At 72.2% G+C, this 17,314-nt stretch carries 14 protein-coding genes and 1 pseudogene; 9 read left to right on the top strand and 6 right to left on the bottom strand.

What is annotated here, in order from left to right; genetic code table 11:
* Nucleotides 1–60 precede the first annotated feature (60 nt).
* Nucleotides 61–1,289, bottom strand: a pseudogene (locus ACQEXA_RS20935) (IS701 family transposase).
* 215 nt (nt 1,290–1,504) lie between these two features.
* On the opposite strand from ACQEXA_RS20935, the gene ACQEXA_RS20930 reads away from it, so the two are divergent.
* Nucleotides 1,505–1,714 carry a helix-turn-helix domain-containing protein gene (locus ACQEXA_RS20930; protein ID WP_040248424.1) on the top strand — a complete coding sequence of 70 codons (210 nt, stop codon included), beginning with the start codon at nt 1,505–1,507 and terminating at the stop codon, nt 1,712–1,714.
* Nucleotides 1,714–2,277 (top strand): Clp protease N-terminal domain-containing protein, encoded by a 564-nt coding sequence (locus ACQEXA_RS20925; protein ID WP_360995572.1) that lies wholly within the window; start codon nt 1,714–1,716, stop codon nt 2,275–2,277. The genes ACQEXA_RS20930 and ACQEXA_RS20925 overlap by 1 nt, the downstream gene beginning before the upstream one ends.
* Before the next feature lie 185 nt (nt 2,278–2,462).
* Here ACQEXA_RS20925 and ACQEXA_RS20920 read toward each other — a convergent pair whose 3' ends face one another.
* The 5 genes from ACQEXA_RS20920 to ACQEXA_RS20900 all read right to left on the bottom strand — a co-directional run bounded on the left by ACQEXA_RS20920 (nt 2,463) and on the right by ACQEXA_RS20900 (nt 6,517).
* Entirely contained in the window at nt 2,463–3,113 is a 651-nt protein-coding gene (locus tag ACQEXA_RS20920; RefSeq protein ID WP_432932357.1) for a dihydrofolate reductase family protein, read from the bottom strand.
* On the bottom strand, nt 3,070–3,573 hold the full coding sequence (locus tag ACQEXA_RS20915; protein WP_432932359.1) for a helix-turn-helix domain-containing protein: 504 nt from the start codon (nt 3,571–3,573) through the stop codon (nt 3,070–3,072). The genes ACQEXA_RS20920 and ACQEXA_RS20915 overlap by 44 nt, the downstream gene beginning before the upstream one ends.
* Before the next feature lie 54 nt (nt 3,574–3,627).
* Nucleotides 3,628–4,656 carry a helix-turn-helix transcriptional regulator gene (locus ACQEXA_RS20910; RefSeq protein ID WP_432932360.1) on the bottom strand — a complete coding sequence of 343 codons (1,029 nt, stop codon included), beginning with the start codon at nt 4,654–4,656 and terminating at the stop codon, nt 3,628–3,630.
* Nucleotide 4,657: 1 nt separating this feature from the next.
* Nucleotides 4,658–5,584, bottom strand: coding sequence for a DUF4097 family beta strand repeat-containing protein (locus ACQEXA_RS20905; protein WP_432932362.1), 927 nt, complete (start codon nt 5,582–5,584; stop codon nt 4,658–4,660).
* A gap of 750 nt (nt 5,585–6,334) precedes the next feature.
* The gene (locus tag ACQEXA_RS20900) at nt 6,335–6,517 is read right to left on the bottom strand and encodes a DUF6104 family protein (protein WP_128381182.1); all 183 of its coding nucleotides are present in this window, start codon (nt 6,515–6,517) and stop codon (nt 6,335–6,337) included.
* Nucleotides 6,518–6,676: 159 nt separating this feature from the next.
* On the opposite strand from ACQEXA_RS20900, the gene ACQEXA_RS20895 reads away from it, so the two are divergent.
* The 7 genes from ACQEXA_RS20895 to ACQEXA_RS20865 all read left to right on the top strand — a co-directional run bounded on the left by ACQEXA_RS20895 (nt 6,677) and on the right by ACQEXA_RS20865 (nt 17,183).
* Nucleotides 6,677–7,198 carry a CU044_2847 family protein gene (locus tag ACQEXA_RS20895; RefSeq protein ID WP_432932365.1) on the top strand — a complete coding sequence of 174 codons (522 nt, stop codon included), beginning with the start codon at nt 6,677–6,679 and terminating at the stop codon, nt 7,196–7,198.
* A complete protein-coding gene (locus ACQEXA_RS20890; RefSeq protein ID WP_432932367.1) occupies nt 7,195–9,456 on the top strand; it encodes a trypsin-like peptidase domain-containing protein in 2,262 nt (753 codons plus the stop codon). The genes ACQEXA_RS20895 and ACQEXA_RS20890 overlap by 4 nt, the downstream gene beginning before the upstream one ends.
* Nucleotides 9,457–9,564: 108 nt before the next feature.
* Nucleotides 9,565–10,596, top strand: coding sequence for an AAA family ATPase (locus ACQEXA_RS20885; protein ID WP_359395804.1), 1,032 nt, complete (start codon nt 9,565–9,567; stop codon nt 10,594–10,596).
* A 5-nt stretch (nt 10,597–10,601) separates the two neighbouring features.
* Nucleotides 10,602–13,985, top strand: a complete 3,384-nt coding sequence (locus tag ACQEXA_RS20880; protein WP_432932369.1) for an SAV_2336 N-terminal domain-related protein — start codon at nt 10,602–10,604, stop codon at nt 13,983–13,985.
* 26 nt (nt 13,986–14,011) lie between these two features.
* Nucleotides 14,012–14,221, top strand: a complete 210-nt coding sequence (gene fxsA, locus ACQEXA_RS20875) for an FxSxx-COOH cyclophane-containing RiPP peptide (protein ID WP_432932371.1) — start codon at nt 14,012–14,014, stop codon at nt 14,219–14,221.
* 209 nt (nt 14,222–14,430) lie between these two features.
* Nucleotides 14,431–15,666, top strand: a complete 1,236-nt coding sequence (locus ACQEXA_RS20870; RefSeq protein ID WP_432932373.1) for an FxsB family cyclophane-forming radical SAM/SPASM peptide maturase — start codon at nt 14,431–14,433, stop codon at nt 15,664–15,666.
* Entirely contained in the window at nt 15,666–17,183 is a 1,518-nt protein-coding gene (locus ACQEXA_RS20865; protein ID WP_432939542.1) for an aKG-HExxH-type peptide beta-hydroxylase, read from the top strand. Before ACQEXA_RS20870 ends, ACQEXA_RS20865 begins: the two co-directional genes overlap by 1 nt.
* The last annotated feature ends 131 nt before the right edge of the window (nt 17,184–17,314 follow it).

Below are 17,314 nucleotides of genomic sequence, written 5' to 3'. Positions count from 1 at the left end.
GGCACGCCCCGGCCCAGCAGACGAGGAGGACTTGGAGCCCGGCCACGACCTGGTAGATCGTCAGACCGTGGCCGGTGCTGGCGGGCACAGTCGCTCCAGGGTGCAGAACGCCTGCGCCACCGAGGCCAGCGTGAGATGTCGCAGGAAGCCCTGGTAGGTGCGTCCCTCGAAGTGGCCCAGCCCCAGGGCGGTCTTCAATTCCCGGTAGTCGTGCTCGACCCGCCAGCGGATCTTCGCCAGCCGCACCAGGCGCCGCAGGGGAACGTGGGCGGGCAAGGTGGACAGCCAGTACTTGGTCGGCTCCGGCTCTTTGGCGGGCCACTCGGCCAGCAGCCAGCACACCGGCAGGTCCTCACCGGGGTGCGCCCGGCGGACCCGCGCTCCGGCCGGCCGGACCCGCAGCGCGACGAAGTACGAGCGCAGCGGCCCCTTCGAGCCGCGCCGCCAGGTGACGCGGTGCCGTGCGCCGCGCCCGGCGGCCAGCACGATCTCGCGGACCGACACCGGCTTGTCCCGGTAGCAGGGCACCGGCGGCCGCCCGGTGCCCGACCACGGCGGGGCGGTGCGCGCCGCCGTCTGGGGCAACACCGCGGTATCCGACCGCACCCCGACGACATACGCGATCTCCCGCTCCTCCAGTGCCAGGCGAAAGGCCCCGTCCTGCCCGTAGCCCTCGTCGGCCACCACCAGCGGCGGATCCAGGCCCCAGCAGCGCAGCTCGTCGACCATGTCCACGGCCAGCTGCCACTTCGGCACGTGCCCGACCTCATCGGGGACGCGCGCCCGACGGCGCCGCAGGACGGCGCTCTCGGGCTCGTCTGCGGTGGCCGGATCCCATTCGGCGGGCAGGAACAGCCGCCAGTTCACCGGGCAGGAGGCGGCGTCGGTGACCAGGTGCAGACTCGGCGCGACCTGGCAGTTGGCGGTCTTGCCCAGCGCGCCGCAGTACTGCGCGGCCACCCCGGGGAGGCATGACCGTCCTTGGGGAAGGACACGTCGTCGATCACCCAGGCTGCCGGGTGGATGGCCGGCTCCATCCGCCAGGCCAGCTCGGCCAGCACCATCTGGTGCGACCACGGGGAGTCGGCCAGGAACTGCTGCAGGCCCTGCCGGTCCACCCCCAGCCGGGCGGCCATCGGCTCCATCGACTTGCGCCGCCCCGCGCCCAGCAGCCCCCGCACATACCGCTCGCCCCACCGCCGCTGATCCACCCGCCCGAACGAGCCGAACACCTCGGCCGCGAGCGACTCCAACCGCTGTTGGGCCTCCGTGAGCTCCTGCGGTGTCATTCCCCTCACCTCCGAGAGACGACACACCGCTACTCACCCAAGGTAACCAAGCCCTACTAGGCGGCCGCGATCTTTTCCTCTGTCAGCTGTCAGCTGTCAGCTTTGAGCTGTAGGCCCGCGGCGGGCTCGGACCTTCCGAGTCCGCCGCGGGTTTTTGAGGTCCTGGATTGTCAACTAGGGTTGACAATCTTCCCGCGTCAACCTAAGTTGACATCATGACCGAAGCAACGGATCTCGCCGAGCGCGCGGGCGATCGTGATCCACGGATCGGGCTGCGGGCCGTCGCCGCGCTGCGGAGGCTGCTGGAGCAGCTGGAGGCGGTACAGGTGCGCAGCGCGCGCAACCAGGGCTGGTCGTGGCAGGAGATCGCCGCGGAACTCGGAGTCAGCAGACAGGCCGTGCACAAGAAGTACGGGAGGCAGTGATGTTCGAACGGTTCACCAAGGACGCCCGCGCCGTGGTCACCGGAGCGGTCGAACACTGTGAACGGGCCGGTGAGGCGCGCGTCGAGGAAGCGCATCTGCTGCTCGCCCTCCTCGACCGCGAAGGCAGCAGGGCCGCCTTCGCCCTGGCGTCACTCGGGCTCACCGGGCGGCGCGAGGCGGTGGTGCGGGAGCTCGCCGAGGCACGCCGCCGCGGCGGCCTCTCCCGGGCCGACGCCGATGCCCTCGCCGGGCTCGGCATCGACCTCGCGGAGATCGTCTCCCGGGTCGAGGAGACGCACGGCGAGGGCGCGCTGGCCACCGGCCGTGCGGGAAGCGCACGGCGAGCCGGACGCCGTCCGTTCGACCGGGGCGCCAGGGAGCTCCTGACCGTCTCTCTGCGCACCGCCCTCGCGCATGGCGACCGGCACATCGGCGATGAGCACCTGCTGCTCGCCTTGACTCTCCGCCCCGGCATCCCCTCCGAGGTCCTCGCCGACCATGGAGTGACCCACGCCGGCGTCGAGCGCGTGCTGTGGGGTGGGCGAGCGGCACAGGCCGGGTGAGGCGAGTCCCCCGGAGGGCGCTGCCCTTGAGGCGCACGGCAGCCAAGCAGGTCCACTGCCCATGCGGCTGGTTGATGGTTGTGGGCGAGTACCGCGGTCTGTAGGGGTATCTCGCCCACAACTACGCGTTCATTTGCTGAAACGCTCGCATGGGCCGTGCTGAGATTCCTGCGTGGTCCCTCGTGTCATTTTCGCCAGAACAGGTGGTGCGTCACGCCGCTCGGGCTGGGCACGACCTCGAGATGGAACCGGTCGAGCAGTTCATCGGGCGACTCCCAGAGGCGCAGGCCCGACCCGAGCTTCACTGGCGAGACCGCTACGTGCAGGGTGTCGACGAGGTCGGCATCAAGGAACTGCCGGACGGTGGTGACCCCGCCGCCGAGTCGGACGTCCTTGCCCTGCGCCGCCTCCCGCGCCTGTTCGAGGACCGTGATCGGGCTGCCCTCGACAAAGTGGAACGTGGTGTCGGAGAGCGTGATCGAAGGACGCTTGTGGTGGGTCATGACGAACACCGGGGTGCGAAACGGGGGCTCGTCACCCCACCAGCCGCGCCAGTCATGGTCCTGCCAGGGCCCACGCTGGGGGCCGAATTTATTGCGGCCCATGATCTCGGCGCCGATGTTGCGTGCGAAGTCCCGCGTGAAGTAGTCGTCGAGGCCACGGCTCCCGCCGGGGTCGGTGCGGTTGGGCCAGCTCGCCGTGGCGCCGGCCCAGGCGAACAGCCTCTCAGCATGGGCGAGGCCGAACGGATTCTCGAAGCTCTGGTGCTGGTGCTCACCGGCACCGATCCCGTCACTCGAGACGTTGAAGTTCATGAGTCTCAGTAGCTGATCCATGTGTTTCCTCATCAGGTCCTGGGTCGCAACCTCGTGTGGCGAAGTGCCCCACATCAGGTCGTCGAACGGGATGTGGCCGGATCGACAGTGGCCCCTGACTTTTTTCCAAGGCGTGCCCGGCGTGAGAGTTCACGTGCGTCGTTCGGCGGCGTCCCCGTGCCCGCCAGCGCGGCGTCGAGCCGGTAAGAGACGCGCGGAGGTGGGACTGTCGGTTGCGTGCGGGCAGCCGAGGCGACAGGCAGGCCAGGCCGATCTCGTTGAACCGATGGATCGCGTCACGGACGGTGTCCTCGTCGGCCTGCACCAGCTTTGTGATCATGGGCACCCGGTTGCCGCCGGCCGAAGCGGGCAGCATCATCGCGCGCCGGTACCGCACCGAAATGGTGCTGCCCTGGCGCACGATCGGCTGCAGCTTCTGCCCTTCCTGGTCGGTCAACCTGCGCAGCCGGGAAGGAGGCATCCCGTGGCAGCCCAGGCGGCGCCGCGCCCGCGGTCCGGCCCCGCGATCCGGGTGTCAGCTCTTTCCTGACCGCAACGTCGCCCCGATATGAGCCGCAGCCGTCGACAGATGGCGGCGGGCCTCGCGGAGCTGGTCCTCCGTCACCCCGTGGTCGCGGGCAGCGTCCCGGATGTCGTCGCGGAAGCGGTCCAGAAGCCGGTCGAGGGCACGGGTCGGGTCGCCCGAGAAGTCCTCGTGCGCCCAGGAGGGTTCGTACGCTCCGGGGAAGTCCTCGGAGGTCGTCGAGTACTCCGGGGCATCCGGGGCCTTCGGCGTGCCGGTGGCTCCGGCGCGTCCGAAGCCGTACTCCTTCCCGAACTCACCGAACTCTTTGGCCAGTTCGGTGACGCCCTCCCGGACGCCGGTCGGCCAGTCGCCGCGCGCGAAGTGGTCCTGCACCTGCTCCTGCACCCGGCGGGCTATGCGCTGCACATCCTCCTGCGCCTGGGCGCGCGCCCGCTCCTGGGCCTCCCTGGCCTGGTGGCGGGCGCGCTCGGCCTCCTCGCGGGCCCGCCGGCTCTCGTCCTTGGCGCGCCGCGCCTGGTCCTTCCACTCCTGCTTGACGCGGCGCATCTCCTCCTTGGCGACGCGCCACGCCTCCTTCTCGGACTGGTCGGTGTGCCCCCCGTACGCACCCCCGTGGCCCTTGGTGCCCCGCTGAGCCTCGGAGACCGCTGCCCGCATCTCGCGGCGCAGGTCTCCCGCAGCCCCCCGGACGTCGGCGCGGATCTCGGCGGCCAGCTCCGCGACGGACTCCCGGATCTCCAGCTCCAGATCGGCCAGTTCGGCGCTGCGCTCGGACAGTTCGGCGCGGCCCGCGTCCGTGATCGCGTAGACCTTGCGGCCGCCCTCGGTGGTGTGCGTCACCAGGCCCTCGGCCTCCAGCTTGGCCAGCCTCGGGTAGACGGTGCCGGCGGACGGCGCGTACAGGCCCTGGAAGCGCTCCTCCAGGAGCCGTATCACCTCGTAGCCGTGGCGCGGCGCCTCGTCGAGCAGCTTCAGCAGGTAGAGGCGCAGTCGTCCATGGGCGAAGACGGGAGGCATGTCAGAGCCCCTTCTGCTCGGTCGGACCGGCGGTCGTGCCGTTGGAGGAACTATCTGACGAGACGGTGGTGTCGCCGCCTGCGGAGCGGTCCGCGGGTGGCGCGTCCCAGGGCTCGTCCTCGGCGGGCGGCCGGCGGAGCAGAGCGATGGAGCCGGAGACCGTGGTGGCCTTCACACGGCCGGTGCCCCCGCCCAGACGGCCCGTGATCTTCTTGGCGCCCCACTGGCCGCTCACCCGCAGGTCGTCGAAGGCGTTGGACACCGCGCCGCTCGCCGTGTTCGCCTCGACCTCGGCGTCCGCGGGGTGGGGGAGGCGGATGGCGATCTCGCCCGAGACGTTCGTCAGACGGGCGTCGGTGGGGCCGCTCGTGGGATTGAGGTCGAGGATGATCGAGCCGCTCACGGAGTCGGCCTTCACGACGGGGCAGGTCCCCTCGATGACCGTCAGATCGCCGGAGACGGAGTTGAGCTTCAACTCCCCGCTGACGCCCTGGGCCTCGACGCTCCCGGACACCGTCGTGGCGCGGACCGGTCCGGAGACGCCGACGAGTGTCGTGTCGCCCGTCACGCCCTTCACATCGGAGCCGCCGTCGATCCCGGAGACCATGGCGTTGGCCCCGACCACGCCCACCTCCACACGGGTGGACGCAGGAACCGCCAGGGAGACCACCGCGCTGCGGCGCCAGCCCTTGGAGTCGAGCCACTTGAGGAACCCCTTCCAGGGGAGGTCCTCGTACGCCACAGTGAGGGCGCCGTCCTTGTGGGTCACCACGAGCGGCGGCCCCTCGATCTCCGAGACCTCCAGCCGCGCGGAACTCTCGTCGGTGCCCACCACGTTCACCGTTCCGTTGACGATGCGCACATGGAGTGCCGTCACCGGGGCGTCGAAAGTGAGCTTCCTCGGCTCTGCGACGGACCACTCTGACATGGTGCTGACCTCCTCGGCCGGGGCGGACAGGCATCCGCGAGGGACGGCGGCGCGGACATGCGCGACGACGCCGGACGGCTCCGCGGACGGGGCTCCCGACGCGCCATATCGCGTCTTCTGCAATTCACGATATATCGCGGCCGGGGAAAGTCAAGGCGCCCATTCGGGGGAACGTGCGGATGGGGCGGCGAACCCGCGTCGGCGACGAGGGAGTGCGCCACCTCGCCGCTTCGTTGCCTCGCCGTCTCGGCGCCTGGCTGCCGTGCGGCGGCCGGTGATCACGTGCCCGCACGTTCGGACGGGCAGGTCACCCGGAAGGCTCGACGGACAGGTCGCGCGAGGAGCGCGCCGGGCAGCCGGGCGGATCCCGAGTCACGCGGGGGGCGCGCAAGCCGGATGATCGAGCAACCCGGACAAACTCAACAAACTGACCGCGCCCACACTGGCCCGTTCCCGACGGCTCGCGTACGGCACCCCGCCGGCAAGCACGAGACGACGCGCCGACGGGCGCCTCCCGCCACCGCTCGCGACCGTGCCCGACGTCGCAGGGGGCCGCCCCGCCACCCCTCGCGACCGGTGGTCAGGCCCTCAGAGGGCGGGCCCCGGCGCCGCTACGGTCGTGCCCGACACCGAGGAAGGCCGCCCCGCCACCGCTTGCGACCGTGTCGGACGCCCGCAGGAGGCGTCCCCGCGCACGCAGAACATCGCCCCGGCGCCGCTGTGGCGGTGCCGGGGCGGGCGGCGCAGGTGCTACTCGTCGTCGTCCTCGTCGTCCAGCCGGGCCAGCCAGGTCGCCAGGCGCTCCACCGGCACCTCGAAGTCAGGATTGAGATCGACGAACGTACGCAGCTGCTCGGCGAGCCACTCGAAGGTGATCTCTTCCTCGCCGCGCCGCTTCTCCAGCTCTTCGATACCGCGGTCGGTGAAGTACATCGGTGGTGCTCCGGAGGTTCGCTGAGGGGGTAGGAGAGAACAAGAAAAGGATAGGCGGGAGCGCGGTGGTCCCGCGGGTCGGCTGTGCTCTCGCGTCACGTCCGCCGTGTCGCTAGCCTGCGCAGCGGCAGACGGGTTCACGGGGGAGCGGGGGATGCCATGGCGGACGGGTCGACGCGGATAGCGCGCATCGAGATGCCGGACGGAACACCTGTGTGGGCCCGGATATCCGGGGCCGAGGAGCTCGCGGTGCCGTCCGGGGAGCTGTCGTACACGGACACCGGTTTCGCCGACCGGGTGGAGGCACAGGTCGAGAGCCTCCACTCCGTGATCACCGGCGTGGCGCGTTCGCTGGCCGGACCGCTGCGCGCGGTACGGCCCGACGAGGTCAGCGTCGAGTTCGGGATCGAGCTGACCGCGAAGGCGGGCAAGGTGGTCGGACTGCTCGCGGACGGCGAGGCCAAGGCGGGCATCACGGTCACTCTGACCTGGAACGGTGGCCCGCCACCGCCCGGCACGCTGGACGGCACCCCAGGCACGCTCGACGCCACCGCCGGTACGGGCGACGACACACCGGGGACCACACCGTCCCCCGCGGCCGGCGTCCCGGACGCGGGCGCCTCCCCCGGCGCTCGGGGGCACGGCGGCGCCGATGCGGCCGGCGGCGGGAGCGGGGCATGACGGACGGGCACGCCCGGGGCGCATCGAGCGGCCTCGACGCGGCCCATCGTGCGCTGCGTGAACTCGTCATGGCCGCGACCGTGCGCATCCATCGGCCGGGGGTCGGGTATGCCCTCGACGAGACGGGAACTTTCCTCGGCAGCGGGTTCTTCGTCGCGCCGAACTGGGTTCTGACCTGCGCACACGTGGCACTGGGCGGGGAGGGGGACGAGGTCGCCGTGGTCTACGAGAACGGTCCGGGGCGCGGTGGCTCCGTCGTGCCCGGAGCCGTCGCGGCCACGGTCCCGGAGCGCCCGGCGGGGGCCGTGCGCGGCAACTGGCCCGCCCCGGACCTCGCGCTCGTCCGGCTCCGCGAGCCCGTCGACCACGACTGCGTCTACGTCTCCGAGCGGCCCGCCGCGTATTACGACGAAGGCAGGGTGTTCTACGCGGGCTGGACCGTGCTGGGCGGCCAACTGCAGGTCATGGACGGACCCCTCTCGGTGCAGGGCACCCTGGGAGGCTGGTCCTCGGGCGTGCAGATGCGCCTCGGCCACAACGACCTTCCGCCGGGCGTCTCGGGAGGCCCCGTCATCGACCCGCTGCGCGGCGAGGTCATCGGCGTCCTGAAGTCCCGCTCGGACCACGGCAGCGGGGGTACGTCCACGGGGATCGAGCAGTTACGGGCGCTGACCGTGCCCCGGGACGGGATCCGCAGCGAGCACTGCGATCTGTACCAGGCCGTCTTCCACGCCCACGACCGCTACCACCGGGACCGGCAGCGGCACCCCGACTCCGAGCGTCCCACCTGGGCCGATGTGCAGGGCCAGCTCGGCGCACGGCCCGGCCGCGCACTCAGTCCCGACGAGCGGATCCAGCTACTGGGCCGCCTCGCGGACCTGCCGCCCCCGGCCAGCACCCGCGGCCTGCTGGACATCCTCGAGTCGCTCCCGGGTCTGGCGGCCGCGATCCCCCAGCCGGCGCCGCGCGGCTGGCGCGACGGCCTCGGCGCACTGTACGAGAGCGCCCGTGAGGACGGCGCGCTGGAACTCGTGATCGACTACGCGATGCGGGTCATGTCCGCCGACCGGCCCTTCGAGACGCCCGGCACCCAGGACGCGGAACAGGCCCTGTGGGAGTGGCTGCGACAGAGCGCGGAGGGTCTCGGCACGCGGTACCGGCACATTCTGGCGCAGCGGCGGATCGATCTCCTCCGGCCACGGCACAGCCCGGGGTCCGCCCCGCTGCCCCCGCAGCGCGGAAGGCGCGATCCGCTGGACCTCGTCCCCGCCACCCCCTATGGAACACCGCCGTCGACCGGTTCCACAGCGTTCGCGCCCTCGAACGACCTTGCGCCCGGACTCGAAGCGTCCTTGGCTCACGACCCCGCGCGTGGGGAGCAGGCCGAGGCGCACACGGCCGATCGCACGCCACGCCCGTGCGCACTGCTCGAACTCGTCCAGCGGGGCTGGGAGCCGGACCGCTGCGACTGGCGGATCTCGGTGGCCCGGCCCGACGGCGAGGTCGTCCGCCTCGAAGAGGCCGAGCGGCTGCCGCTGGACGCGTTGCCGGGACCGCTCGTCGGCCCCCTCGCAGAGGCCTTCCGCCACTGCGACCGGCCCGGCCGGCCCGCCCTGCTGCAGGTCGCGCTGCCCCGGACGCTGCTCGGACTGCCGGTCGACACCTGGCAGTTGGGTCCGGACGGCACGCCGCTCGGCGCCGAACGCCCTGTCGTCGTGCGCTCGGTCGACCGTGACCAGCTGCCCGACGGGGCGGAGTTCGTACCGTACGAGAAGGACCCGCTCGCCGACGACGAGGAGCAGCGGGAGCGGGAGGCCCGCTGGCACTGGGTCCATTCGCACGATGCCCGGCCCGAAGTCCTGGACTGCGACGACGGATTGCGGATACCCGTACCGCCACTGAACCGGCTGCGGGGCCTGCCGCACGGTGCGATCCCGATCCTGTGCCGCTACGGCGACCAGCGGTTCGAGGACGACACGGTGGCGCTTGCGCGGATCGTGCACGGCGGCTTCGGCGTCGCGCTGTGGCGCCGCTGGCGCGGCCGACGGGACGCGGTGTGCGGGGAGTTCCACCGCCGGGCGGGCGACACGGTCGCCGGGGCGGGCGGTGCCGAACGGCTTCCGGAGCTGGTCCACACGTTGCGGGCGGGGCTCCGGGCCGGCCGGACGGAGACGTACTGGGCCGACGGCATCGCCCTGTTCTACGACGACCCGCACCGGCCGCTGCCGGGGAGCGACGACCTGCTGGAGGCACCGTGAAGCGACCGCGCCGAAGGCTGTACCGCGCTCTTACCAGGCTTCCTGTGGATGGATACGGTGAAGCACGTTCGGCGGCCATGGCGGACGAGTGACGACGAGGACCGGATCATGACCGAATCCAGTGAGTGGCTCATCTACCGAGGCGCCGGGGAACCCCACGACGGGATCGAACGGCTGCCCGACCCTCCGCCGTGGCGGGACTTCAGGGGCCGGGAGGCGGCGGCCGCGGGCGTCGACGGCGACGGGTCCGAGGACCGCAGGCTCGGTGCGTACCGGCACCTCGCCGAACTGCACCGGCCCGGTGCCGAGGAACTGGAGATGATCAACGCGGCGCTCTATCTGCGCCGTCCCCTCCTCGTCACCGGCAGCCCCGGGGCGGGCAAGAGCACCCTCGCGCACTCCGTTGCCTATGAACTGGGTCTCGGCAACGTCCTGCGCTGGTCCATCGTCAGCCGCTCCACGCTCCAGGACGGCCTCTACCACTACGACGCCATCGCCCGGCTGCAGGATGTGCAGATCGCGGCGCAGGGAGGATTCGGGACCGCGGCCGGTTCCCCCGGATCGGCGGAGAGCATCGGCAGCTACATCCGCCTCGGGGCCCTCGGTACCGCCCTGCTGCCGTCCGACGTCCCGCGCGTGCTGCTCATCGACGAGCTGGACAAGAGCGACATCGACCTGCCCAACGACCTGCTCAACGTCCTGGAGGAAGGCGAGTTCGCCATCCCCGAACTGGAGCGCATCGCCGACCGGTTGCCCGACGGCGAGGCCGAGGTGCTCACCGCCGACGGCACGAAGGTGCGCGTGCGTGACGGCAGGGTCCGCTGCCGCGCCTTCCCCTTCGTCGTCCTGACGAGCAACGGGGAGCGCGACTTCCCGGCTCCGCTGATGCGCCGCTGCATCCACCTCCAGCTCGGTCGCCCCGACCACAAGAGGCTCGCCACCTTCGTCCGCGCGCACCTGGGCGACGAGGCGGCCCGTTCGGGCGACGACCTGATCAGTCATTTCCTCGAGCGTTCGCGCAGCGAACTCCTCGCGGCCGACCAGTTGCTGAACGCCATCTACCTCACCGACGCGGCCGCTCCGCCGAGCCGCGAACGCCTGGCCGACCTGCTCATCCAGCGACTCGACCGGCCGAGGTGAGAGTGATGCCCGACGCAGCGGCGCGCCACGGTCCTGTCCGCCCCGGCGAAGGACCCGGCGCCGGACGCCCCGTCGTACCTCCGGCCGACCCGATCACCGAACTCGTCGCCGTGCTGCGGGAGATCGGGCTCGATCCCGATGGCGAGCAGCTGTGCGACGCCCTCTGGCTGGCCCGCTGGACGCGTCCTGCGCATTCCGGGGACGCGGCGCCGGAGCAGCCGGCGCGGTCGGCCGTACCCGCCGTTCGGCCCGGCGAACAGCCGCCGGGGGGCCTCCCGGCCGCGGAGCTGGGTCAGGCCGACCCGCTCCCGCCCGAGCCGTTGCCGCACGAGCCGGAAGGCGACCGGCGCATCGCGCTGTACCCGGTGCCCCAGCAGGACGGGGAACGGTTCCGGGGGCAGGGACGGGCCACCGCGCTGCCCGTCGGTGTGCCCGTCGCCCCCGCCTTCCCCGCCCCGCTCGAACTCCAGCGCGCATTACGGCCGTTGCAGGGGTATCGGAGCGCCGCGCCGCCGCTGAGGTCGGTGCTCGACGAGACGGCGACGGCGGAGCGTAGCGCCCGCGCGGGCGGTCTGGTGCTGCCCGTCTTCCGGGCGGTGACCCGGGCCGACGCACGGCTTCAGCTGGTGATGGACGCATCGTCGTCGATGCGGGTGTGGGACCAGATGTTCGCCGAACTGGAGCAGGTCTTCGCTCAGTTGGGGGCCTTCTGGGACATCCAGGTCAGCTATCTGCACGAGGGTCCGGACGGCGAGCCCGCGGTCAGCTTCAGTCCCGAACCGGACGCCGCACCGCTGCACTCCGCCGACCGGCTCAGCGACCCGACCGGACGCCGTATCACCCTCCTGGTCAGCGACTGCGCGGGTCCGCTCTGGCGCAGCGGCCGTGCGCACCGAATGCTGCACCACCTGGCCCGCCAGGCCCCCGCCGCCGTACTCCAGCCCCTGCCGCAACGCATGTGGAACCGCACCCGGCTTCCCGTCACCTATGGGGAACTGACCCGGGGAGAGACGCTGGGCGGCGCGGCCGCGCTCCGAGTGCGCACTCCGGCCGGGCCGTCCCCTGATTCCCGACGCGGTGCGCTCCCGGTTCCGGTGCTGCCGCCCGAGCCGGTGGCCCTGGGGGCGTGGGCGCGGCTGCTGTCCGGTGCGGGCGCCGGTCCGGTGGCCGGTGCCGTGGGCTGGGTACGCGCCGACCAGCCGTCCGCCCCGGCGGCACGCCCGGGCCGCCGTCCGTCCGCGCTGGAACTGGTCAGCCGCTTCCGCTCCACCGCCTCCCCGGCCGCGGGCCGGCTGGCCGTCTACCTCGCCGCGGCCCCGCTGTGCCTGCCGGTGATGCAGTTGGTGCAACGGACCATGCTGCCCGGCTCCGGGCCGTCCGAACTGGCCGAGGTCCTGCTCAGCGGTCTGCTCTCACGTGCCAAGGAGGACCACGGGGCCGACGGCGTCCAGTGGTACGAGTTCGCGCCCGGCGTGCAGGAGTCCCTGCTGTCACCGCTCGGCCGGGACGAGGCCATGCTGGTGCTCAAGCACTGCTCGGAGTACATCGAACAGCGCTTCGGAAGGGGCGGTCCCAACTTCCCCGCCCTCGCCCTCGCGCAACTGGGCAACGGCGGCTCGGGGCGCCCCTATGCGCCCGGCGCCCCCTATCCGGAGGAGAACGGCGACAACGGCGGCGCGACCCTCGTCCCCCAGCCCTTCGCGGAGGTGGCCGCCCGCGTGCTGGAGCGCTTCATGCCCCTGCCGGAGCAACTGGCGCTCTACGGCAGCCGGGGCCGCCCGGGGCCGGCCACGGAGCGCCCGACACACCAGGCCGTCGTACGGGCCCGTGCGCTGGTCGAGCAGTTCGACCAGGAAGGCATGGTCCAGGACCTGATCGACGCCGTGCAGCTGCTGCGGGGCGCCACGGAGCACGAGCCGGTCATCGGCACCGACCCGGAGCTGTGGGCCGAGTACGCGCACTGCGTCCTGCGGTTGTGGGAGGTGCTGGGCGGCGAGGACTTGCTGCGGGAGGCGGAGACGGCCGCCGACCGTGCCGTGGCCCACCCCCGTGCCCTGCGCGAACGGGCCGTACTCGCGCGGGTGCTGCGCGCCGCCGCCACCGACCGCAGGCGACGCGGCGACGAGCGGGGCGCGCTCGAACTGCTGCGCAGGGCGGACCGCGAGTACGCGGTGGCCTGCGCGGCCCCGGAACTGAACGAGGACGAGGCGCTGAGGCTCACGCTGGAGCGCGTGGGCGCACTGGAGGCGCAGTGGAGCCTCGGTGGCGACAGCGCGCTTCTGCAGGGCGCCGTCGGCATGCTGGAGGCGTTCGCCGACGCCTGGCCGGACCTCAGCCGCCGGCCGCCCGAACTGCCGCTCGCCCATGGCCGCATCCTGCTGCGCCTGTCGGCCGCCACCCTCGACCCGGAGCAGGCCCGCCGCTATGCCGAACAGGGTGCGCTGTCGCTGCGCAACGCCCTGGAGACCGTCCCCGAGGCGGACGGCGGGACCCACGGGGAGCGCCCCCGGGAGCGGGTCCGCATCCTCCTCGACCTGGTCGATGCCCTGCTGAGGTCCGGCGAAGCCCTGGACGAGGCGCAGGCGCGTGTGGACGAGGCGCTGAGCCTCACCAGGGACCAGGGCCTGCGTGCCGCACTTCTGGTGCGCGCCGGACGCATCAGGGCGGTCCGCTACGGCGAGACGGGGGATCCGCGCGAACTCGTGCAGGCCGCGGACCGCTTCGAGCAGGCGGCGCAGCGCATGTCGCGGGACGCGCCCGCGCACGCCGATGTGCTGGCCGAGTGGGGTGAAGTACTGCTGCGCCGGGCCGGGCTGGACACCGGCCATCGCTCGTCCGAGCCGCTGTCCCGGGCGATCCGGGTGCTGCGGGACTGCCGCACGGAGACCCCTGCGGGCAGCCCGCACCTCGGGCACCGCCTGCTGCTGCTGGGCAAGGCCCTGATGCTCCGCTACCGGGGCAGGGGCGACCGGGTCGATCTGCGTGAGGCCGAACACCTCTTCGGGCTCGCGGCGGCGGAGGCGAACGAACCGCTGCTGGCCGCCCGCTGCTGGCTGGAGGTCGGCCAGGTGCAGTTCGAGGCGTACCAGAGTCTGGGCCGCCCCGCGCGCCTGGACGAGGCGGTCGACGCGTTCCGGGCCGCCGCCGAGTCGGCACGTGAGGCGGAGGAGAGGGCCGAAACGGATCGTCGACGCCGGGAAGCCGTGGAACTCGGCGCGCAGGCACGCCACTGGCGGGGTATGTCCTACGAGGCGGCGGCCCGTCCGCGGGCGGCCCGCGAGGCGTACCGGGCCGCCCGGACGGAGTGGTCGAGGCTGCCGGAGGACCACGTGGCCACGGGCGAGCCGATGGCACGTCAGACGGCCCAGCGACTGGCTGAGCTGGAGTGAGCGGGGCGAGGGGAGAGGGACAGGCGATGGACATACGCGAGGAAGCGTCTTCCGGGGCGCTGGATGAGGGAGCGGGCCCGGCGGTCACGCAGGAGCCGCTTCCGGATCTGCTCGGGCTCGACCTGGACGAGCTGAGGACGCTCCGGCATCCGGTGCTGACCGAGGTGCTGGAGGAGTTGCGGGAGCGGGCGGCGCAGCCGAGCGAGATGCTGTGGGGCTTCAACAACTCCTTCTGAGAGGAGCGGAGGCCGTGGTGCCATCGGGAACGGTCCGACTGGCGCCGTGACGCATCACTTTCGGTCGAATGTATTGCCCAATCAGTCACTTTCGAACGTAGTGCGTTTGCGCCGGCCCGTGGGTAGGCATAGCCCCTGTACGGGTAGGGGGCCGTGCCGCGGAGGGGCGAACCGCCACAGCACGAGCCGTACGGCATGGGGGTGCTGGAGTGTCGCCGAACGCCGCTCCCGAGCACACCCCGGAGGAACCCGGATCTCCGAGTGTCGCCGGTGAAGGGCGCCAACCCTTCCGGCAGTTCATCGTGAAGGTCAACGGCCGGTGCAATCTGGCCTGCAGGTACTGCTATCTCTACGAGGGTCCCGACCACACCTGGCGCGACCGGCCGGCCGCCGCGTCGACGCAGGTCCTGGACCGCACCGCACACCGCATCGCGGAGCACGCCCGCGTCCACGACCTGGCTGCGGTGTCGCTGGTCCTGCACGGGGGCGAACCCTTGCTCGCCGGCGCTGAGGCGCTCGCGCGCTTCACCGACCTCGTCCGCGACTGCGTCCCGGCCGCCTGTGCCGTCCACCCGGTCGTTCAGACCAACGCCACGCTCCTCACCGAGCGCCGCGTGGCCACCCTGTCCCAGCACGGCATCCGCATCGGCATCAGCCTCGACGGAGGCCTCGCCGCCCACAACGCGCGGCGGGTCGACCACTCGGGCCGCCCGTCGTGGCCGGCCGCAGCACGCGGGGCACGCCTGGTCGCGGACCGGTTCCCCGAGTCGTACGCCGGAATCCTCACGGTGGTGGACCCCGTGCTGGACCCGCTGGAGACGTACGAATCCCTGCTCGCCCTTCGCCCGCCGGCCCTGGACCTTCTCCTGCCGCACGGGAACTGGTCGGCCCCGCCACCGCACCTGGACGGCGCGGGAACGCTCTACGGCGACTGGCTGTGTGCCGTGTTCGACCGATGGTGGGACGCCGCACGGCGGGAGACCCGGGTGCGCCTCTTCGAGGAGTGCCTGGCGCTGCTCATGGGCCTGCCGGCCGCAACGGAGTCGCTCGGCCTGTCGCCCTTCGACGCGGTGGTGGTCGAGACGGACGGGTCCATCGAACAGGTGGACTCGCTGAAATCCACGTACGAGGGCGCGGCGGAGACGGGCCTGGACGTCTTCCGGCACGGCTTCGACGACGCGCTGGGCCATCCCGGCGTGGCGGCCCGGCAGTCGGGCGCGGCCGCGCTGGCGGCGCAATGCCGGGCGTGCCCCCTGCTCACCGTCTGCGGCGGCGGCCACTACGCCCACCGCTACCGAGCCGGAAACGGCTTCGCCAACCCGTCCGTGTACTGCGCCGACCTGCAGCGCTTCATCCGCCATGTGGCGAAGCGCCTCGCCGACGGCGCGGCACGGGCACCCCGGGCGTCCGTCCCCGCCGTCTCCTGCGAAGGGAGCACCCCGTGATACTTCCGGCGGTCCCCGACCGTGCCCTCACCGAACTCGGCCGCACCGAGGGCGGCCCCGACACCCTCGCACTCCTGGTGCGCGACCAGGACACCCGGCGACTGCTGATGGTGCGAGCGGTGCTCGACGCGGTGGAGGGGGCGGACGACGCGGTGTGTCCGCCCCGGGCGCGGGCACGGATGCGGGAGGACTGGGCGTTGCTGGTGCAGGCGGACCGGGCGGGGCCGCCGGGGGGCTACGGACCGGCGCCGGACGAGGCAGGGTCGGTGCCTGCCCCGGGACCCGTAGGCCTCCCGCACGGCGTGTCCGTCCCCCGCCGCTCGCCCGCCCGCGACCGGCTCCTACATCCGCTGATCGGCCCCTGGGCCAGGCGCTGCCTGCGCGGCCTGGACACGGAGTCGGGACCGCCGACGGAGGAGGGCGCTCGGGAGCTCGCACGGGACCTGGCCCACTTCAGCGGCGTCGCCGCGGTGGCCGCGGCTCGCGCCGGGATCTCCTTCAGCGTGCGGCTGAGGGGGCGGGACGGGGTGCTTGCGCTGCCGTCGCTGGGGGCGTTGTACACGGTGCAGTCCGGGGACGCGGCGGTGGACGTCCTCTGCCGGGACAGGCGTCTGATCATGCGTCAATCAGGTGCTTCCGACATCGTCGTGCATCTGGAGGACGGGATCGGCGCCTGGTCGGGCTCACCTGCGTGGACACCTGCGTATGCGTTGCCGGGTCTGGTGCCGGGTGCTGACCCCATGGCTGTGGACGACCTCGATCCATACCGCACGGTGAGGGACGGGTCGCTCCACCACGGGCTGAGCGGTCCGACCACCTTGGACGAAGGCGAGCGGAAACGCTGGGCGCAGGCCTGGGCGGATATAGCGGGGGCATTGGAGATCGGGGGAGAGGACCGGGTGGCTGAGGCCGTCGGCCTGCTGCGCTGTCTGGTCCCGCTGGCCGTGCCTCCCGGTACCGACCCGAAGGGCAGGGGCACCGGCAGTTGCAGCGGCACGCGGCGTGAGGCCTTCGGCGCTCTGCTCAGCAGTACCCCGCCGACACCCAAGGTGTTCGCGGCCACGCTTGTGCACGAGCTGAACCACACGAAACTGGCAGCGCTGAGCGACATGGTGATACTCCATCAGGCCGTTCACGAGGAGAGGTACTTTGCCCCCTGGCGACCCGATCCGCGACCGTATGACGGATTGTTGCAGGGTGCCTATTCACACCTGGCGCTCGCGGATTTTCATCAGCGCTGCGCACTCGCCGCCGTGAAACAGGCCGACCGGGAGTCCGCCTGGACTCTGCACGCCCGCTACCAGGTTCAGGTGGGGACAGTACTGCCGGTGCTGGTGGGCTCCCCTGAACTCACCGTGGTGGGTCGGCGGTTCGTAGACGAGATGGTCGTGACGTACGAGCGGATGGCTGGTATCCCCGCACCTCGAGGCCATGTCGTCCAAGCGCGAGCATACGTCGAGGTGGCGCGTGCCCTGTGGGTGCAACGGCACGGTCCTCGGCTTTCGGCGGCCGAATGAGTGAAGGTCCCCACACCAAGGGGACTCTTGCGCAAAGATCGAAAGACACACTACGAACCGAAGCCACAGTTGTCGGTTGCGGCCGGCGACCTACCGGAGCACAGCGCGGAGGTTCTACGATTTTGGGAATG

The organism is Streptomyces sp. CA-106110 (assembly GCF_050936285.1).
Taxonomy (GTDB): Bacteria; Actinomycetota; Actinomycetes; order Streptomycetales; family Streptomycetaceae; genus Streptomyces.
Note: the sequence above shows the minus strand (reverse complement) of the source record. Positions and strands in the feature narration are given on the sequence as shown.